This window comes from Bradyrhizobium sp. USDA 3256, from assembly GCF_054058275.1.
This window is the reverse complement of sequence record NZ_JBSSAE010000002.1, coordinates 6,629,986-6,649,241: the sequence shown is the minus strand read 5'-3', so window position 1 is coordinate 6,649,241 and position 19,256 is coordinate 6,629,986. Positions and strand designations below refer to the sequence as shown.

Annotated in this window: 9 protein-coding genes; 3 read left to right on the top strand and 6 right to left on the bottom strand. The window is 63.0% G+C overall.

Translation table 11 applies throughout. The annotated features are described in order from the left end of the window. Positions 1-2 precede the first annotated feature (2 nt). From ACVWY5_RS33415 to ACVWY5_RS33390, 6 genes are read right to left on the bottom strand one after another with little or no spacing between them, the layout of a single operon-like run. On the bottom strand, positions 3-2,813 hold the full coding sequence (locus tag ACVWY5_RS33415) for a DUF1156 domain-containing protein (protein WP_028352230.1): 2,811 nt from the start codon (positions 2,811-2,813) through the stop codon (positions 3-5). Beyond that, positions 2,797-7,038 carry a sacsin N-terminal ATP-binding-like domain-containing protein gene (locus ACVWY5_RS33410; RefSeq protein ID WP_028352229.1) on the bottom strand — a complete coding sequence of 1,414 codons (4,242 nt, stop codon included), beginning with the start codon at positions 7,036-7,038 and terminating at the stop codon, positions 2,797-2,799. The genes ACVWY5_RS33415 and ACVWY5_RS33410 overlap by 17 nt, the downstream gene beginning before the upstream one ends. Next, entirely contained in the window at positions 7,035-7,526 is a 492-nt protein-coding gene (locus ACVWY5_RS33405) for a hypothetical protein (protein WP_028352228.1), read from the bottom strand. The genes ACVWY5_RS33410 and ACVWY5_RS33405 overlap by 4 nt, the downstream gene beginning before the upstream one ends. Further along, positions 7,523-8,500 carry a hypothetical protein gene (locus ACVWY5_RS33400; RefSeq protein ID WP_321176925.1) on the bottom strand — a complete coding sequence of 326 codons (978 nt, stop codon included), beginning with the start codon at positions 8,498-8,500 and terminating at the stop codon, positions 7,523-7,525. Before ACVWY5_RS33400 ends, ACVWY5_RS33405 begins: the two co-directional genes overlap by 4 nt. Further along, on the bottom strand, positions 8,497-12,000 hold the full coding sequence (locus ACVWY5_RS33395) for a protein NO VEIN domain-containing protein (protein ID WP_028352227.1): 3,504 nt from the start codon (positions 11,998-12,000) through the stop codon (positions 8,497-8,499). Before ACVWY5_RS33395 ends, ACVWY5_RS33400 begins: the two co-directional genes overlap by 4 nt. A gap of 25 nt (positions 12,001-12,025) precedes the next feature. Continuing rightward, complete coding sequence (locus ACVWY5_RS33390) at positions 12,026-12,889, bottom strand: WYL domain-containing protein (protein WP_028352226.1); 864 nt, start codon at positions 12,887-12,889, stop codon at positions 12,026-12,028. Between the two features lie 147 nt (positions 12,890-13,036). Here ACVWY5_RS33390 and ACVWY5_RS33385 point away from each other — a divergent pair, with 147 nt between their 5' ends. The 3 genes from ACVWY5_RS33385 to ACVWY5_RS33375 are packed head-to-tail and all read left to right on the top strand — an operon-like array spanning position 13,037 to position 19,247. Then, complete coding sequence (locus ACVWY5_RS33385; protein WP_321176924.1) at positions 13,037-13,180, top strand: hypothetical protein; 144 nt, start codon at positions 13,037-13,039, stop codon at positions 13,178-13,180. 17 nt (positions 13,181-13,197) lie between these two features. Continuing rightward, the gene (locus ACVWY5_RS33380; protein WP_028352225.1) at positions 13,198-15,852 is read left to right on the top strand and encodes a PD-(D/E)XK nuclease family protein; all 2,655 of its coding nucleotides are present in this window, start codon (positions 13,198-13,200) and stop codon (positions 15,850-15,852) included. Beyond that, a complete protein-coding gene (locus ACVWY5_RS33375; RefSeq protein WP_028352224.1) occupies positions 15,852-19,247 on the top strand; it encodes a UvrD-helicase domain-containing protein in 3,396 nt (1,131 codons plus the stop codon). Before ACVWY5_RS33380 ends, ACVWY5_RS33375 begins: the two co-directional genes overlap by 1 nt. The last annotated feature ends 9 nt before the right edge of the window (positions 19,248-19,256 follow it).

The following is a 19,256-nucleotide window of genomic DNA, read 5'->3' as shown; positions in this document are numbered from 1 at the left end:
CCTTAAATATCAAGCCGGATCTGCCGATCGCCGCCGATGTCATGAATCGCCGCTGCCTGCCGCGTCAGCTCAGTCCAATCGGCGATCAATGCGTTGTAGGCCGTGGCCTCCTTCGCATCCTTCCGCTTGTTGGCACTGATGTCGTAGAGGCAGTAAGCGAGATCCTTCACGGCCTCGGCCTTTGCATCGATCTTCCTCAACAGGACGGCCGTATCGTGAGAGATGCCGTCCTTCTCATGCTGCCGAACAAGGTGCTGGAGGCACTCCCACACCGTTAGGTGGCCGTCGCTGTCGGGCTCCCAATCATCGTCAAGCTCGTCGCGCGTCAGAATACGGACCTTACCAGCCGCACTTTCTACGATCCCTGCATGCTTCACGCTATCGACCGAGATACCGCGAGCGGTCGCGATGCTGTTGGCCGTACCGTAGTCGCCGGCTTTCAGTCCATTCTGCTCGAACCAGGTGATCGCAAAGCGAGTGTCGGCATCGAACTCACCCTGGATGCCGCCCAGATACTCGTCGAGCTCCTTGTTGATGAGTTGAAGCGCGGTTTTCACACTCATCGGACTGTCGTCAGATTCGAGGACGGCCTTGTAGCGCGAGAACACCCCCATGCCTGGGCCGATCGCCGATTGTGGCATGTCGGCTGGCGCAATATTTGCAGCTTGAAGCTCTGCGATGGCCGGAGGGAGTTCGCGCCTCAACGCGCGCACAAACTCCGCTCGAGTGATGATCTCTGCTGTGGCTTCTTTCCTCCGACAAACGAGAACGACCGAATTGGCAAGAGCGTTAGCTCCAATCGCTCTGATGCGGCCCGGCTTTTCTGTGCGAAGTGGCCAAGTGCCGATGACAGCATAGCCAGCCCGTATCACTGCACTTAAGAAAGTCGCCCAACCGGTTGAGGCTAACCCCTCACTTTCAACTTCACTCTGCTTGAACGCATAATAGATTGCAGCCGGGTAATCGGGCGAGCTTTGCTTCGCCATGTTTGCCACAGCATCGCTCATTCCACCAAGGAAGAAACGTTCGGCTCTGTCTCTGCCGCCGTGCCGATAAGGTGCAGCGATCAGTTCTTCTGCTTTGGGTGTTGCAACTAAACCAAACAACGAAGGGAACACTGTTTGCAGCGACGGCTTCATCCAGCAATAAAAGAAATCCGAGAGATCGGCATAGCCGATATTGTCGTAATACGGTGGGTCTGTAGATATAACGGAATTTCTAGGCAGCGTGGCCGTCTGAGCATCCTGCTGTGATATCTGGCCGGCGGCGTTAGCGCCACAAAATGCTGATAGAGATCTTTCAATCCAAGTAATTGCCGCGTCGGACCAATTTCCGTTACTGTTGCTAAATGGATTAAGCTCAACGTAGTCCCACACGATTGCGAGTGCTTGCCGAGCAAATGTACTGCGCGACGCTTCCGCCGAATGCCGCCAGCTGACTTGGCTGCTCCATGCATCTGCTGCTCGATCAAGGGCGAATGCTAGATAAACGCTTACAGCCTCGGCATAGGCGCGGGCACCAGCGCCTCCCTCATGTAGCGGCAGATTATCTCGTGGAAACGTTGCGGATAGCGCGTCACGTTCAATATCTGCCCGCACCTCTTGAAGGAGTTCCGAGAAAACGTTCAGTGCAGTGAGTTGGCGCTTAGTAAACAAATCGCCAAACGATTTCATCCCATAGTCAGGAGGAGTGAACGCCCTTCGGTCCTCAGAAATCTGGAGGTTCGGTTTCCATTTAGGTTCAACGCAATCCGCGACCTCGGTTTGTGCCTCATTTGGTGACAAGTATACTCGCCCGCGCTTTCCTTCTGCCACAATGCCAATCAAGACAGATCCGAGTCCGTGGGAATTAGCGAAACCTCGAACGTGCTCGATAGTTATCGCAGTATCTGACAACAGGCATCGGAAGTTCGCTCCACGACCGGCTTTTGTGCCCTCATTGGCCCTTTCAAGCTGATCTTTTGTCCCTCCGTATCGAACGTGATATTCGATTTTCTTAGCCTTTTTGTCTACGAGCGGCTCAACCCAGGCTTCTTTTCCGGCCTTTGAACTCAGTAAGAAACTCGATGCGATCGGTACCTGCACGCCCGCGAAAGCCGGGTCCGGGCTTGGTACTGTCCGCGCCCAAATCCAGGCGATTACAGTCGCTTTTCCGTTCCCATATTCCTTTGGAAGGTCTACCTGCGGATAAAGGTGCCCAATGCGCTCCCACGCCTTCTTGCGAATCCACTCGCCGTAATATTTGACGTCCTCGGCGAGTCCCTCGGCATTGCGGTAGAACTGCCGCTCCTTCACGCCTAAATGGATCGGTTCTTTGTCCTTGAATTTCGGCGGGATCTCGATCATCGCTTTGCCGATCATCACTGCGACCGGATTCAGGTCCGATCCGTAGGCGGGCAAGCCGAGACGTTGCGCTTCAAGCGGGATCGAGCCGCCGCCCGAAAAGGGGTCGTAGATGGGCGGCAGTTCTCCGCCGCAGCTCTTGCGGATCTCGGCTCGAGCGCGCTCCAGCACCTCCTCGTTGGTTGAATTCTCCCACTGCACCAACTCTTCGATGATCCCGAACAGGCGCTTGCGCTCGGCCTCTTGCGCCTCGTGCGTAGGAAACGTCTTGAGGTCGCTCGATGGATCATCCACGAGCTGAGCGAACAGCACTGCACGGCACGCTGCGAGCGGGCGTCGCGCCCACCACAGATGCAACGTGGAAGGATGCCCGTGCCGGATCGATTTCTCGCGCGCCGAGGCCGCGTTGATTGCTTCGAGAGGGATCGCGACCTCGATGAGCTTCTTCTTGATGTTATTCGTCGAAGTCATAAACCAGCCTATACGTTGCGGGGTGAATGGTGATCTCGCCGCCGTCGCGTAGCGCGCGCAGGCGGGCGCCCGTCATCTCGACGGGCTCACCCTCGGGGTTAACGAGAACGAACGAGTAGACGTCGGGCTTCTGCTCGAGCAGGCCCCAGACGTCGGCCTCGATCTGGAGCGGCTCGCGCTCCAGGCAGTGTTCCTTCGGAGAGTAATGGCGCAGAACCTCGCCGCCCGCCGAGCGACGCTCCCATGGAAACCTCGCTCCATTGGCGCGGCCGATCCAGCTTCCGTCCGCATGGAAGAAGCGATCGTCCCCGTCGGCCTTGTAGCCCTGAGCGAGCGCGAAACGCGCCATCACGCTCGGTCGTGTCGGCTTCGCTGGCGGGCGCGGTCGGCTGGGGACCTCCGGTTCCAACAAGCCCCCTTCGCGCTCTTCCTGTGGGTGCTCCGGCTCCAGCGAGGCTGCGGGCTCATCATCCTCGAATACGTCTGGTTCGTCCGCCGTGGGAGCATGGCCGACCGGCGCAGTCTCCTCGCGTACATCCTCAGAGGGCTTGTCGGCTACGTCGTCATCGACCGGCGTGGGGACGGGCTGCGTCTCGACAATCGGCGCAGCCGCTTGCTGCTCAGGACCGAGCGTGAAGTTCTCTTCAAGATAGTTCTTGATGTCCTCTGGCGATCGCTCGAACGCGTAGGCCAGCGCGGCCCGAATATCCGTGCTCAGGCTCCTGCCGATCTCCTCCGGCACCCGTTTGGCGAGCTTGGCCTTCGACAACGGACTGGCGAACAGCTTACGGTCGAGCCACAGGATGTCCGCAAGCCGAGCTGTGCCGGCGGGCACACCGTCGAGATAGGGAATGACCTCCAGTTTGGGTGCCTGGACCCAACTCGTCGCCGCGATCGCTTCCGCGAGCTCCCGCACGCGCTCGGTCTCGGCAGGATCGGCAAGCTCGATCCGCCCGAGCTGGACTCCGAACGCCGTCAGCCATGCGCGCCGGTCTTCCAAACCCGCGAGCAACGACGGCTGGTTGAACCGCTCTTCGACGAGGTTCGAGAGCACCGCCAATGACGAGAACGGCGCGCCGTGGACCGTATCGGCTGAGAGCTGACGGAAATCCGCTGTCTTACGTTTCACCCAATCATGGAGGTGCCCGTAGGTGAACAGGCTCTGCATGCTCAGCGCATGGCAGAGAGTATCGACCGGTACCCATTCGCCCACCAGGTTTATCCAATGGCCGCACTCATCCCAGATGCGGGTCGGGTATCGGACCAGCAGCGTGCGAACGCGGCGGGCATCATCAGCCGACAGCGCCTTCCTGGATACCAGCGTGCCGAGCCATTGCAATGCCAAGTCCGCGGACGGCCGATCGGCAACACCGATACGCCGCCACAAGCTGAGATCGAGCACCGAGGCCCGGATGATCGCCGCGCCGGGAACGTCCTCCTCGTCCCCGGCCAAGAAGGCGCCGCCGGACGTCACCCACGTCCCGTCCTGGGCGAGGATCAGTTTCTCGGCCTTGAAGGCGTTCCTGATGTTCTGGGCATCGGCGGTCGAGCATCCGTCAAGCATTTGGTCCAGGCGGCGATACCATTTCTCGACCTCATGCGCCGGAGCCTTGTCCGATTTCGCCAGGGCGCGCAGCCGGTCGAGCAGGCGTCCTGGCCCGCTTGGTGTGTTGCGGACGCCGAGCAGGTCGAGCAATGGGCGCGTCGTTTCCCGGTCAAGCAGTGCGTGGACGAAGGGCTCCACGTCAATCAGAGCTTCCGTTTCGGGCGTCCTACGGACCAGATCCGCCGGCAACTGGACCATGTTGCGCGTGTCCGGAAGGCAAGGCTTCGCCCTTAGCTTCAGCAGCCAATCCGCCAGCAGCGGTTCTGAAGTGACCGATCGCGTCGATCCGGTGGTCGCCACCTGCGACAGGCGAGCGCTCGCGGTGCGCGACCAATAGGCGTCGCGCTGTTCCAGAATTTTACCCGCGACCTTGGCCCAGATGCCAGGATCGGTTTTCGACAGCGCCTCCCAATGCCTCCAATAGTCGGCATGGAAGTCCCAATCATCGATGACGAAGCTGTCAGTGACGTAAAAATAGTAAAGCTCTTGGCGCTGTCCGCGAGATTGCGCCTCCGCTGTGACGCGCTGGCGCCCGTAGATGCTGTTTCTCTTCTGGACGAACGGTGCGAACGTCTGAAGTCCCGAGCGCCCGGAAGATACCCAACGGAGCCAATCCTCCCGCGAGCAGGACTTGAAGTTTGCTACATAGTCGGCGTGCAGTAGCTGTGTCTGCTGAACGGTCTCCGGCAGCAGCTCCTCCAGCGCGCCGTTCTCGTCGAACAAGACACCCTTCACGATCGGCCGAAGCTTCCGATCGACACAGACATATCGGAAGGATTCGCCGACGGTAACGCCGAGCTTGGCCGCAATCTGGCCAAGCTGGACGCACTCGGCCAACTTTAGCTCGCCGGAACCGAAATAATCGGCGGCAACCCGCTCGATCACGGCATTGACGTCGCTCGTTTCGTCGAGCCCGATTTCCTCCAGCACCGCGAAGGCGGCCTGGACCGGGTCGCTCCGGCCGCTACCCTCGGCCTTGTCGCGGCGCTGCTCGGCGAGGAAACGGGTCCAATTCTGATTCAACACGATCAGATGGCTGGCGAGGAACTCCCAATCCTCCTCCGACTGGAGGAGCTTCTTCTCGCCGAGCCGCACGATCTCGGACGCCGCATAGAGCACTTCTTTGCCCTGGACAGGCACAATCCGCAGGCGGTCGGCGTCATTGCATTGCCAACCCGTGACCTCTGGAGCGATGTAGGACCAGAGGTTCAGCAGGTGCCGCCAAGTCGACGGCCGAGGGAGATGGTTGCTGCGCAGCCGCTCGAGTAGGTCGGCTTTCGAAAACTCTTCGACCAAGCCCCAGCGGACGAGCTTGGTCCGATCTTTGGACGATACATGCTGGCACAGCGCCGGCCGTGATTTGGCGTCGAGCAATGCCATGGCTTGGTCCGCCGGCCAGATGTCGAATATCGGCTGTGGAACGGCGATCGCGCCTTCAGTGGCGACCAGTTCGCCATTCTCGGTCAACAGGATCGGTCGATCTTCGATCGCGTCGGCAAATGCCAGCTCGACGATCGCGCCGCAAGCCCCTTCGAGCGTGGTTGCCTCGCGGTCAACGTCGGGCAGCAGACCATAGGCGTCCGCCCGATCCCGCACGCCAGTCTTGGTCTGTTCGAGCCACTCCGACATCGCGCTCGCGGCGAGCTCGCCGACACGGTTGAGAAGCCAGCGATTTGTCGGTGAGGTCTCCGCGTCCTTGATCTTGAGTCGTGCCGGATCTTGGATGAATGGCGCGTTGCAGGCGAAGGGAAGTCCCGTTTCGACCCCGGTCGGTAGCACGACATAGAGTCTGCCCTTCGCACCCAGCACAATTTCAACCCGGCAGGGCGGAAAGTCACCGCTGTCTTCGGCGCCCAGCATGCGCTCTTTGCGGATCTCATCGAGCGCGTCGTTCGGAAAGGCCTCCTCGGCCGACCGCACCAGCAGGAAGGGATTGTCTGCCTTTTCGTCCAAGGCCATCCATTCGCTTTCGGCGATGGGGCCGGCTCCGAGGCTTTGCCAATGCACCTCGCTATCCCCGATCCGAAGACGGCGAATCCTCTTGAAGAAGAGCAGCGATACCGGGCTCTTCAGCCATTCATCGAGGTTTTTCTCCACCTCGCGGCGCAGCAGCGGGTTAGCGAGCGCCACTTCGATACGCGTGGTGCCAGACGTCAGGTAACGACTATCGATCCAATGCGGCTGGGTGAACCTCGCGCGCTCGAAGGCGATAGCCAGGGTCGGCGTGAAGAGCTCGACCCGATCGCCCAGACTGAACGTGCTCTTGAACCCGATCCCTCGAAACCCGATCGTGTGAAGCGCGCGCTTGTTGGAATAGCCGAAGCGGCAGATCGACGCGAAGTGAGCCTCGATGAAGTCCTCGCCATTGTGCTCGAACACGAAACGATCATTCTCGATCGACACGCGCGCTTCGCTGGCTCCGGCGTCGTCGGCGTTCTGGAGAAGCTCGGAGAGGATATGGCGTGGGCTCTGCACCTGCTTGAATAACTGGTGCCATGGACCCGCAAGCTCCGGGTCCGCCTCGAGCTGGTCCCAGCGTTTGGAGGCACGTTCCTGGATCGGCCGGAAATAGCTTGGAGGAGCGGCAATGGTGGTCCCTAGCTGGTGCTCCGCAGTCACAGAGGCAACTCCAGCGTCGACGGCGTGGCGACCAGTTCAGGTCCGCGCGGCGGGGCGCTCTTGCGCCAACCACCCTTGACCGTCTGGATGGCGGAGATCGGCAGCCGTTGCACGACAGGCAACTCGTGCAGATCGCGAACGTGCCAGAACACCGCCCAATGTCCTTGGTTGTCCAACGAATATTGACCCGTTGTCGGTGGGCGATGCGCCATGCCTTTCGAATGCTTGCCGTTCCCGCTTTCCTCGCAGCCGACATACCAGCCCACCCAGGACACGATAAAGCTGTCTTTTGCCGGCACGTCCTCATGCGAGGGATAGATCAGGACCGGAACGCGCGCGCCGCCGCGCAATTCGTCGACCTTGCGGAACAGCTCCCACTTGCGTGAGCCAAAGGCGACGAAGCCGATGTTGCTGGCGATTGCAGCCCCCGATTGAAGGTGCTCGAGCGGTACGGGGGCGAGAATGGCGAAGTCTTGGATGTCCGTCACGCTGCCCTCCCTTGCGAGCCGTGCCTCCTGAGGTCGACCCGATAGCAATAGGGCGCCGTCTCCTCGATCATAACGAAGTCTCCCGCTCGAGCACCGTGCAGTTGGTAGAAGGCCGCGATCCAGCCACGAGCGCGGAAGAATTTCTTCTGGCCGTCGAGATCAGTCTCGACCGGCTCGGGGCCACCCCAGTCGATCGTCAGGTCACGCTTCGCGCGCATCGTCTTGTTCGAACCTCCAACCGCATCGGCCGGAAAGAGATCGAACAAGGAGCGCAGGTAGATATGATTGTTGGCGATATTTCCCTCGGTGATCGCCACCTCGCCGATCATCCGCCTAGCGGCCGTCCCGAAAGTCGTGGCGATTACTGCGGGCGTCGGCGGTGCGGCGTCGATGACCGCCAGCGAGCTGCACGCCGCACGCGCAGCGCTGTTCGGAATGCCGTCACCCCAATCGCCATCGGGATAGAGCTTTCGACCGCGGCGGGAGACATCGACTTGCGCCGTATCGGTTCGGCCGATCCCGTCGTATCCGGCGACACCGCGCGAGCGCATCGGCGGTACTGGGTTGGTCGCAGTGACGCCTGCCGCGAGCTGGCTGGCAATGCCCTCGATCGCCGCATCGTCCAGCTCGACCCAGGTCACGGCGCCGTTTTTATGCCGGTAGGGAACCGGGCGCATCAGTTGCCGAATATCGGCCAACTTCCACGGAATGTTCCATTTGGCGACCTCGCCCGAACGGATCATGCGCTCGGGAATGCGATGGCGTTCGACGGATGTGATCATCTGGCCAACCGAAAGCGGTCCGCCAACGTCGATCAACCGTGCCACACCATGGACCGCTCCAGTCCCCTTTCGGATGAGCCCGAACCAGCCGCGATGCGACGACGACGACGACCGCATCTCCCAGTCTTTCGTGCCGCCAAGAATATAGCCAATCCAGGGATCAGCGATGATTAGCCCCTTGGTGGCTCTCATCGCGGTGCCTCCGCGCGTTCAAGCAAGCGCGGCAGGTCGAACTGGATAGCCGTTTCAAGGAAGGACGGCTCGCGTTCGACGAGCGGACCGCGCACATAGCGCGGCTCGTGGGCGAAGCCGCCAGCTACGGAGACGACTGCCAGGATGAATTTCTCTGGCTCGTGCAGGGACGTGATGATTTCCTGCCGCGTGATCATCACCGAGTCCGCGCCGTCGATGCGGCCCTTGACTTCGATGAAGCGCAGATGCCCCGACTTCGGATCGTGCGAGGCGATGTCGTAGCCGATCTTCTGGGCGGAGACGTCGACCGGAGCGTGACCCAGCGCGCGTTCCGCCGCCATGACCGCTTGCATCGCGGCAAGCTCGATTTTCTTGCGGGCCGCCGGATCCTCCGCGAAATGGTTCGGAACGCTGGGCGCCTTGCGCGCGTCCAGAAGGCCGCGCGGGATGACCACCATGCCGCCCCGGACGCGCGGCGGCTGCGAGGAGATGAACCGCTCTTGCTGGAGCTGATCCATCCGGCGCTTCTGGCGTTCCGCCAGCTCCTCGGCGCGACGCTGCGCGTTCTGCCAGTTGAGCCGTGTCTTCTTGCCCGCCTTTTCCTCTTCCTTCAGCTCGAAGGCTCGCGAGTCCCAGTAATTGATTTCCTTCTTGAGCCGCGCGCGCACCTCCTGCTCGACCTTCTCGATCTCGGGCAGGCGGCGGGCCTTGACCTCCGCGACATGCCCCTGGGCCAGCTCCACCGTGGCAAAGCGGATGGCCGTCTTCTCCAGCTCGCTGGTCAGCCATTCCTCGTCGAGCAGGTCGCGCACGGCAGCTGCTTCTTCGGCCGTAGCCGGACGGAGGTTGAGGTGAGGTGCAATACCTGCGTTGGCCGCCTGGCCCGTTTTGTTGATCGCGGCGAACTGCAGCCGCTGCGAGATCACATGCGGCTTGCCTGCGCTCGTCGTGCGGCCGTCCTGGACCGTATGCTCCAGCAGGAAGATCGCGGAGATCGCATCGCCCGGATCGGTCTCGTCGACCAGAATCGCGCCCTGGCGCATGATCTGCTCATATTGCTCGCGGATGAGGCTGATCACGGCCTGGAGCAACGGGTGACCGGGGCAGATGAAGGCGGCGACCGGCTGCCGATTGATGTGGCTCTTCTCGAAGCAGATTCGTTCATATTGCTTCTGGATGGGCGCGCCCGTTCCGATCTGGCGATCGCGCTCGCGGATACGTGCCGGAACATGGGTGATCTCCCAGCGCCCTTCCTCGCAGCGCTTGAGGCGGCCGCCGAGATGCTGGAACGCCTCGACGAAAAAACTCTGGATATGATGGGGCTGGAGCCGCTGCGCTTCGGCCCGCTCCATCTCCAGCCGTAGCTCCTCGACCTCGGCCGCAGGCATGGTGTCGTTGGTCAGCGCCCGACGGCGAAGCAGTTCCAGGAGATGGGACTGATCGACTGCGCCGTCGACCTGGCGGAAGAGGTACGCTTTCACATCCTCCCGCTCACCATATTGGATCGCCTGGAAAAGCAGGTCCTTGAGCGAGGTGCCCTCGAACAACTCGCCCAGCACGTCATAGACGCGACCGCCCAGCGCCTCTCGTGCGGCTTCCAGCTTTTCGAGAAGACGGGCATAGACCTCGCCTTCGCGCGTGTCGGCCGCTACGAGATTCCAGAGATGGCAAACCTCGGTTTGCCCGATGCGGTGGATGCGCCCGAACCGCTGCTCGATCTTGTTCGGATTCCACGGCAGGTCGTAGTTGACCATCAGATGCCCGCGCTGAAGGTTTACGCCTTCGCCGGCTGCGTCGTTGGCGATCAGCACCAGCAGGTCCTTGTCCTGCATGAACCGCTCGATCACCTTGCGGCGCTCTTCGCGCGACACACCGCCATGGATCACATCGACCGCCTCGGGATTGCCGAGGCGCGCACGCACCTTGTCGAGCAGATAATGGAGCGTGTCCTTGGGCTCGGTGAAGATGATCAGCTTGCGGCGATTACCGGCCGCGTCGATCATGAGATCGTCGTCGAGAATGCGGTTGAGCTGAGTCCACTTCGTATCCACGCCGGAACGCAGCACGCCCAAGGCTTTGGATTCCAGGTCCTTCAGCGTCTCGACTTCCAGCGCGAGCTGCTCGACTGTCTCCGCCGTCGTCGCGCCGGTCGAAATCAGATCTTCAAGCTCGTCGATTTCCTCCTGATCATATTCCTCGATATTGCCCAGCATGTCGGGATTGACCGCAGGCTCGGCGACTCCGGCGCGGCGCCCCTTCGCCGCGAGCCGCGCTTCGCCGAGCTCCGCCTCCAGCCGCTCGCGGCGGCGCTTCAGCGACTGGTAGATCGCAGCCGGCGACGAGGCGAGGCGCCGCTGGAGGATTTGCAACGCGAAGCCGACATTGTTGCGTTTTTTGTTGTCTCCCTCGGCAAACCGCTGCACGCGGTTCATCTCCGTGCGCACATATTCAGTGACAGCGGTGTAGAGGGCGGCCTCGCCCTCCGAGAGCTGGTATTTGACGGTTCGGGCGCGGCGTGGGGGGAAAAGCGGCCGCCCATCGAACTTGAGCAACTCCTCCTTCGTTAGCCGCCGCATCATGTCCTCGGTGTCGGCATAGTGAACGCCGTCGCGGAATCGACCCTCGAAACGGTCGCCGTCGAGCAGCGCCATGAAGAGCTGGAAGTCCTCTTCCTTGCCATTGTGCGGCGTCGCCGACATGAGCAGGAGATGCCGGCAGACTTGGCCGAGCTTCTGCCCCACCTGATAGCGACGCGTATATTTGACCTCGCCGCCGAAATAGGTGGCTGACATACGATGCGCTTCGTCGCAGATGATCAGGTCCCATTCGCGAGCGCTCATGAGCTTCTCCTGAAGCTCCTCGTTGCGCGCCAGTACGTCGAGCCGGACGATCAGCCGATCTCGATCGCTGAACGGGTTGCCCGACCGCGACGTCTCGATCATGTCGCGGGTGAGGATGTCGAATTCCAGATTGAACTTCTGGCCGAGTTCGTCCTGCCACTGTTCGACGAGGCTGCCCGGCGCGACGACGAGGCAGCGTTCAAGGTCGCTGCGCGCGATCAACTCCTTGATGAGCAGGCCGGCCATGATCGTTTTGCCGGCGCCGGGGTCGTCCGCGAGCAGAAAGCGCAGCGGCTGGCGCGGTAGCATCTCGCCATAGACTGCCGAGATCTGGTGCGGCAGCGGATCGACCAGGCTTGTGTGGATCGCAAGGTAAGGGTCGAAGTAGTGCGCCAACTTGATGCGATTGGCTTCCGTCACCAGGCGCAAAAGCTCGCCATCGGCGTCGAACGACCAGGGGCGGCCGCTCTGCTCGACCTCGAGGCGGTGCTCGTCGTCACGGTAGAGAACCGCCTCCGCCACTATTCCATTGTGGTCGCGGTAGACGACGTTGATCGCCTGGTCGCCAATCCAATCGACCGAAACGACATGTACCGGCTGCGCGGACGCAATGCCGCGAACCGATGCGCCGTTCTTCACATCTTCGAGTCTTGCCCCCATCAGCCAGCGCTTTCCCCAGATGCCTTCATAGCTGAAGCTCCGCCTTCTCTAGCGCGGCCTCAGTTTCCTTGCGGTTTATCGTAACGATATGCTGCGTACGAGCGCTTTGCTTTGCTGCATCGCCAAGCAGGCCGAGTCGTTTGAGAACATAGAACAACATCGCATAACGAACCGAGAGGATGCCATTGCCGTGGTCGAGCCCGTAGTCCTTGGCGACGACCTTCTTCTGGCTCTCGGTCAGATCGGGGTGTGGGCCGATGACGACGTCGAAATAGTTGTTCCAGAGCCAGTCCTGCTCGCCCGTCGCCCCGGGACCGCCTTTGGCGCCGACCTCCAAAATGCGCGGAAGCAGGAAATCCTTGAACTTGTGCTCAAGGTGGCAATAGGCCCGGACATGCCACCGGAAACCGTCATAGCCAAAGGCGTGTGGGGTAATCCCGCGCCAGATCGGATCTGGGCGCACCTTGTTCATCGACTGGTAGAAAATCTCCACGGAGACGCCTTCGCGCGTGGCGTCCAGGATCTTGCGCAGGACCTTGATATCGATGTCCCGCTTGGGGGTCAGGGCGACATCGGCTCTGGGAAGCGCGGCGATCCAGGAATCATGTGAGGGAACGGTGCCTTCGGCCACTGAGCGGAGCTGCGCGAGATAGACGTAGGGGTCAGGGTCGAGAAAGCGCAGCACGAACTTTTCGGCGGCGACATAGCGCTTGCCGCGCGTGTCGTACTCCATGTTACCGGGCGCCCGCTCCTGATAGAGCGTCAGGTCCTTTGACGCTTGCGGAACCGACACGCCGAAGAATTCCACGATGTCGGCGCGATTGATCGAGCCCTCCCAGAACAGGCGAAACTCAATAAATTCAAGCCGTTGCTCGACACCCCAGCGCACTCGTGACCTCTTTCCCGCGAATAAACTATACGGATTGATGTATAATGCGTATAGAAACGCTATTGACCATATTTCAAGTCCGTATAATTATTATTCCTATTAGACTCGCTCGTCAACGGTGGCGAGCACAAATTTAATGAGGGGCCAATGTCCAAGCGCAGTCCGAGCCGTGAGGTGACCAGCAAGAAGGCGGCGAGCGCCGCCTCGACTGTCTTGCGGAACCCCAAGAGCAGCAAAGCCGCGAAGAGGGCGGAAGCGTCGGCGCTGAGCCAGCGTCCGAACAAGAAGTAACCCGGGAGGGGACGGCGATGGGCGCGGCGAGCCGATCCACTCTGGTTGTGCATGGTCGCCTCGCAATGCGAGAGGCCCGCCTCGCGGCGGCGCGCGGCGGTCGTCATGGTCTCCAAGTCATGTCGTTCGAGCAGGCCGCCGTGCGGCTCGCCGGAGGCTTTGCCCGGCCGATCGACGACGAGAGCCTGCGCGCGGCGATTCAGGCGGTCCTGCCCACGACGCCGATGGGCGAGCTGGACAGCATCAAGGTGCTCCCCGGCATGGTCGACGCGGCCGCTGATACTCTTCACAAGGCCTGGCGCGCCGACATCGACCTCGCTGCCCGGGCGACGGAGCATCCGCGTCTCGACTCCATTGCCCGATTGGAGGCCGCCGTCCTCGACCAGCTTCCCGCCGGCATGATGCGTCCGGTCGACATCGTCGCCGCCGCGACCAGCCGTATCGGCCACGCCCCCGGGGTGCTGGGAGCGATGGAAATTGTCGGCCTGACCGAGTTGTCGCCCTGCTGGCGATCCCTGCTGAAGAACCTCGCCACCCATATCCCGGTGCGATGGATAGCAGGTGCGCGGACCAGCCCTGTCTGGCTCGACAATACCGCCGTCAGGATCGTGCGTAGCGCCGCTGAAGTACCGGCGATCAGCTCCATCAGCGCGGCGACCGCGTATCATGAGGCCATCGAGGCGATGCGCTGGGTGCGGTCGCTGCTCGCCTCGGGCTCGGCGCCATCGGAGATCGCCATCGCGACCGCGTCGCCCGCAGACTATGACGATCATTTCATGGCCTTGCGCGCCGATGCCAATGTCGACCTGCACTTCGTCCACGGCGTTAGGGCTGTCGCCACACGCGAGGGACAGGCAGCCGCGGCGCTGGCCGACATCGTCGTTCGCGGTCTGTCGCAGTCGCGTCTGCGGCGCCTCGCTGCACTGTGCCGGGACTCTGGCCCTTTCGAAACCCTGCCCGAAGGCTGGCTTCGCATCCTGCCGGCCGACGCGCCTCTCTCGACATCGGGGGCCTGGAACCGTTTGCTCGCCCGGCTGAAGCCCGAGGATTGGCCCGACGGCGTGGATCACGCTCCGGCACTGCGCGCGGCGGTCGATATGCTCGCGAAAGGACCGGACGCCGCGACGGAGATCGGCGAGGCGTTCCTCAAGGGGCGGGCGCTCGCGATCTGGCGCAAAGCGCTGCTCGCCGGCCCTGCCGCCGCGATCGACACCGCGCTCGAAATCCTAAAGCAGGACGACGGGCTGGAAGCATGCGTGTCCGTGGCCTGGATGCCGGCCAGTGCGCTCGCGGCCTCACCCCGCCGCTTTGTGCGACTGCTCGGCCTCAACTCCTCGCGTTGGCCGCGCGGCATTGCCGAAGACCGGCTGATCCCGGACCACATCATTCCCACCGCCGAACTCGATCCGCTGCCGGTCAGCCTCGCCGACCGCCGGGACTTTGAGACGATCCTCGCTACGACCGCGGACGAAGTCGTCCTCTCGCGCGGCCGGCGCGACAGCGACGGCCGCCTTCTGGGGCGAAGCCCGCTGATCGCTGGCCATGGCGAGGAAACCTATCTCCGGCGTAACGCCGTTCCGGCTCATGCGTTCAGCGAAACCGACCGCCTTATGGCCCGGCCTCAGGAGTTTGCCGCCGACCCGCAAGCGGTCAGCGCGCAAAGCTGCTGGCTCGACTGGCGACGCAGCGAGATCACCACCCATGACGGGCTCGTTCGGGCGGATCATCCGCTCGTTCTCGCGATCCTCAGCCGTACTCAGTCGGCCAGTTCGCTCCGTCGTCTGCTGCGCAACCCGATCAGCTTTGTCTGGGTCTATGCGTTCGGATGGCGCGAGCCGCAGAGCAGCGCCGAACCCCTCGTACTCGACGCGCTCGGCGTCGGCGATCTGGTCCACATGGTTCTCGACCGTGCCTTGCGTGACCTCGAAGCCGCGGGCGGACTAGCGTCCGCCGGTGCGGCGGCGATCGAAGCGGCGGTGCAGCGGGCCGCGCAATCTGTCGCCGCCGATTGGGAAAGCGAGCGTCCGGTCCCGCCGGCCGTCATCTGGGGCCGTACCCTGGACGACGCCCGTCTGATGGCGGGCCGCGCTCTATCCTACGGCGATGATCTTCTGTCCGGCGCCCGCTCCTATGGCGAGGTGCCCTTCGGCGGCTCGGAACCGAAATCCGAAGCGGAGACGCCGTGGGACCCCGGCGCGCCTGTCACGATTCCCGACGCCGGATTCGATATCGCCGGCTATATCGACCGGCTCGACATCTCAGGCGACAGCACGCGCGCACTCGTCCGCGACTATAAGACCGGCCGTCCGCCGAAAGGCGACATCCGGTTGAATGGCGGCCGCGAGCTCCAGCGCTGTCTCTACGCGTTCGCGGTGAAGGCGCTCCTGGGCGATGACGTCGCGATCAGCGCCTCACTGCTCTATCCCCGTGAGCCGGTCGATCTCCAGCTCGACGACCCCGAAGCCGTACTCGCGGAGATCACGGGCTATCTCCGTGCGGCAAGGATCAGCCTCGCCGGAGGCGCAGCGCTGCCAGGCCCGGATACCGGCGGCGACTATGATGATCTCGCCTTCGCGCTGCCGGCCAATGCCAGCGCGACCTATTGCAAACGCAAGCTCCCGGCCGCGACAGAGCGGCTGGGCGAAGTCGCTCAGGTCTGGGAGGCAGAATGATGAGCAGCGCGTCCAAGATTCTCAAGGATGACGGCGCACGCCGCAACGCAATCAGCCTCCATGATCGGTCGATTCTTGTCGAGGCCGGCGCGGGCTCGGGAAAGACCGCCGTCATGGCCGGACGCATCGCCGTCATGCTCGCCGAAGGCGTTCCGCCGCGCTCCATCGCGGCCGTCACCTTCACCGAACTTGCTGCGAGCGAGTTGCTTTCGCGCGTCCGAGAATTCGTTGCCGACCTCTCGGCTGGCAAGATCGCGGCCGAATTGCGCGTTGCGCTGCCCGACGGTCTGTCGCAGGTCCAGCGCGACAATCTCGCCGTCGCGAGCGCCGCGATCGATGAAATCACCTGCTCGACCATCCACGGTTTCTGCCAGCGCCTGATCAAGCCTTACCCGGCTGAGGCCGATATTGATCCCGGCGCTAGCGTAACGGACCGCAATCAGGCCGATCTCACCTTCATCGAGATCGTCGACGGCTGGCTGCGCGAACGCCTGTCTGGCGACCAGAGCGGCATCCTCGCCGAGATGGTGCTGCATAACCCCAGTGAAACCGTGACGCTCGTTCACAAAATCGCCGAGAATCTGCGCTGCCGCAGCACCCTTGCAGCGCCGCCGGTCTCCCCGCTTTACGGTCATCTGACGGCGTTCCGCCAAGCGACGGCGGATTTCGCGGCCTTCATGCGCGGGGCGGCAGCGGCCGAGCCCGAAACGTTCGTGATCGTCGAGCGGCTGGCCGAGATGGCGACCGCGCTCGCGGCCGGTCCCGATGCCGCGACGCCCGCTGGTCTGGTCCGGCTTCTGACTTCGCGTCCCCACCCGGACCTTTGCACCCAGAAAGGCTCCTTCCTGTCCTATCGCAAGAAGGGCAAATGGGCGGCTGCGGCAAAGCGAGCAGGTCTTTCCAAGGCCGACGGTGATCGGCTGAACGACGCGGCCGAGATCCACTACGCAGCCTGCTGCGAAACATGGGATGCGCTTCTGCGAGCTGCCGCCAGCAAGGTCCTGGCCGCTCTGATCGAGGAAGCGCGACCGATCCTTCAGCGCTATCGCGACCACAAGCGGGCGAGCGCCCAGCTCGATTTCGATGATCTGATTTTTGCTGCGCGCGATTTGCTGCGCGATCATGACGATGTGCGGCGTGCGCTGGGACAACGCTTCGCCCATGTCCTCGTCGACGAGTTCCAGGACACCGATCCCCTCCAGACCGAGATCTTCTGGCGCCTTTGCGGCGATCCGATCGACGATAATGCCGACTGGACCCGCTTCCGGATTCGGCCGGGTGCGCTCTTCCTTGTCGGGGATCCCAAGCAGGCGATCTATCGCTTCCGCGGCGCCGATGTCGGCGCCTATGTGCAGGCCCGCGATGTCTTTCGCGCCCAGGATGCCGATAGCCTTCTGTCGATCTCCACGAACTTCCGCTCCTGCGCCTCGATCCTCACCTTCGTCAACGAGCGCTTCGAGGCTGTGCTATCGGCCGACGGCCAGCCCGGTTTCACCGCCCTCGACCCGTTTCATGATGATCGTGGCGACAGTCTGTGCGTCGCTGCCATCGATGTCGCCGTCGCGGATGAAAACGGCAAGGCCAGCGCCGAGCAGCAACGCGACGCCGAAGCCGATGCGGTTGCCGAGCTGTGCGCGCGGCTTATCGGCGGCCAGCCTGTCATCGACCGGCGCAGCGGCGCAGAACGTCTTTGCCAGCCGGGCGACATTGCCTTGCTGGCGCCGACCGGCGCGGATCTCTGGCGCTATGAGGAAGCCCTGGAGCGCCGGGGCATCCCGGTCGCCACGCAGGCCGGCAAGGGTCTTTTTCGTCGGCAGGAAATCCAGGACCTGATCGCGCTGACGCGCGTCCTTGCCGATCGCCGCGACACGCTGGCGCTCGGTGCGCTGCTGCGCGGTCCTCTGGTTGGGTTTACCGAAGAGGAGCTGCTGGATGTCGTTTGGGCGCTCCCGCGTTCCGAGAAGGAGCCCGATCGGATTCCGCGCCTGGACCTCAGCGTCGATTCCGCCGCCATTGGCCATTCGCTCGTGCGCGAGGTGATCGAGAAGCTGCAGTCGCTCAATCGGCGCAGCAACAGCACGACGCCGCACGAACTGCTCTCGCAGGCTATCGACGTTATGCGGGTCCGTCCGCTCCTTCTCGAGCGTCATCGCGGTCAGGCCGAGCGCGCGCTCGCCAATGTGGATCTCTATCTCAGCCTGTCGACCGGCTACGCCGTGCGCGGGCTGCGCGCATTCACCGAGGCGATGACTGCGGCATGGACCGATGAAGCGCGGGCCGTCGAAGGTCGGCCCGATGCCCAGGAGGAAGCCGTCGCGCTCTTCACGATGCACGCCGCCAAGGGCCTTGAATGGCCGATCGTCATTCCGGTCAACACCATGACAACCGTCATGGTGCCCGACAGCGCGGTCATCGACCGACAGACCGATACCTTCTATTGTCCGGTCCTGGGTGCCGCTCCCGACGGTTATGACGCCGCTCGTCAGGCGGAGAAGGACGAACTCGATCGCGAGCGCATCCGGCTCTGGTATGTCGCCGCCACACGCGCCCGTGAACTGCTCGTTCTGCCCCGGCTTGATGCCACGCCCGCGAAATCCGCCTGGATCAGTCTCATCGATCTGTCGCTCGCCGAGTTGCCGGTTCTGGACGTCTCCCATCTGTCTCCCGACATCCTGCCCGCCGATGCCGGAGTGGGCAACGCGCAGACCCGCGCGACCTTCGCCGCCGAAGCTGAAGCGATCGCTGCCCGGCAGACACGCCTGGCCTGGCTCGCGCCTAGCCGCGACGAGAATGCCTGCAGCGCCGTGTTTCAGGAAGAAGAAGCAGGGATCTGGGCGGGGGCAGCCGATGACCAGCCGAGTGAATTAGAAGCCGCAGCTCCGGTGCAGGGTGGCCGCGAGCGCGGGCTCGTCCTTCACAAGCTCATGGAAGAGGTGCTGACCGGAGAGACCGATGCGGTGGAAGCGGCACTTGTCGAACGTGCTGCCGACCTCATCCGCGCGCTGGGTCGTGCGCCGGTTGCCGACCCCGCGACGGGACTCTCAGCCGAGGAACTGGCGGGCTGTGTTGTTCGCACCCTCGCGCTGCCGGAGATCGCGGCTTTGCGGCCTGGGCTTCTTGCCGAGTTTCCCGTCTACGCCGCTCGTGCCGTGGACGGCGACGAAACCGCGACGGCCGGCATCGCGGATGCGCTGACTGTCACCTCCGAAGGCCGCCCCGCCGTTGTCGTTGACTGGAAGAGCGACGTGAATCCTGCGCGCCAGACGCTCGACCACTATCGCGCGCAGGTCCGAGCCTATCTCGACATGACTGGCGCTGAGCGTGGGCTGATCGTCCTCATGACCACAGGTGCGGTGATCAACGTCGCGCCCACGGCCCTGGCGATGGCGGCCTGATACGGGGGC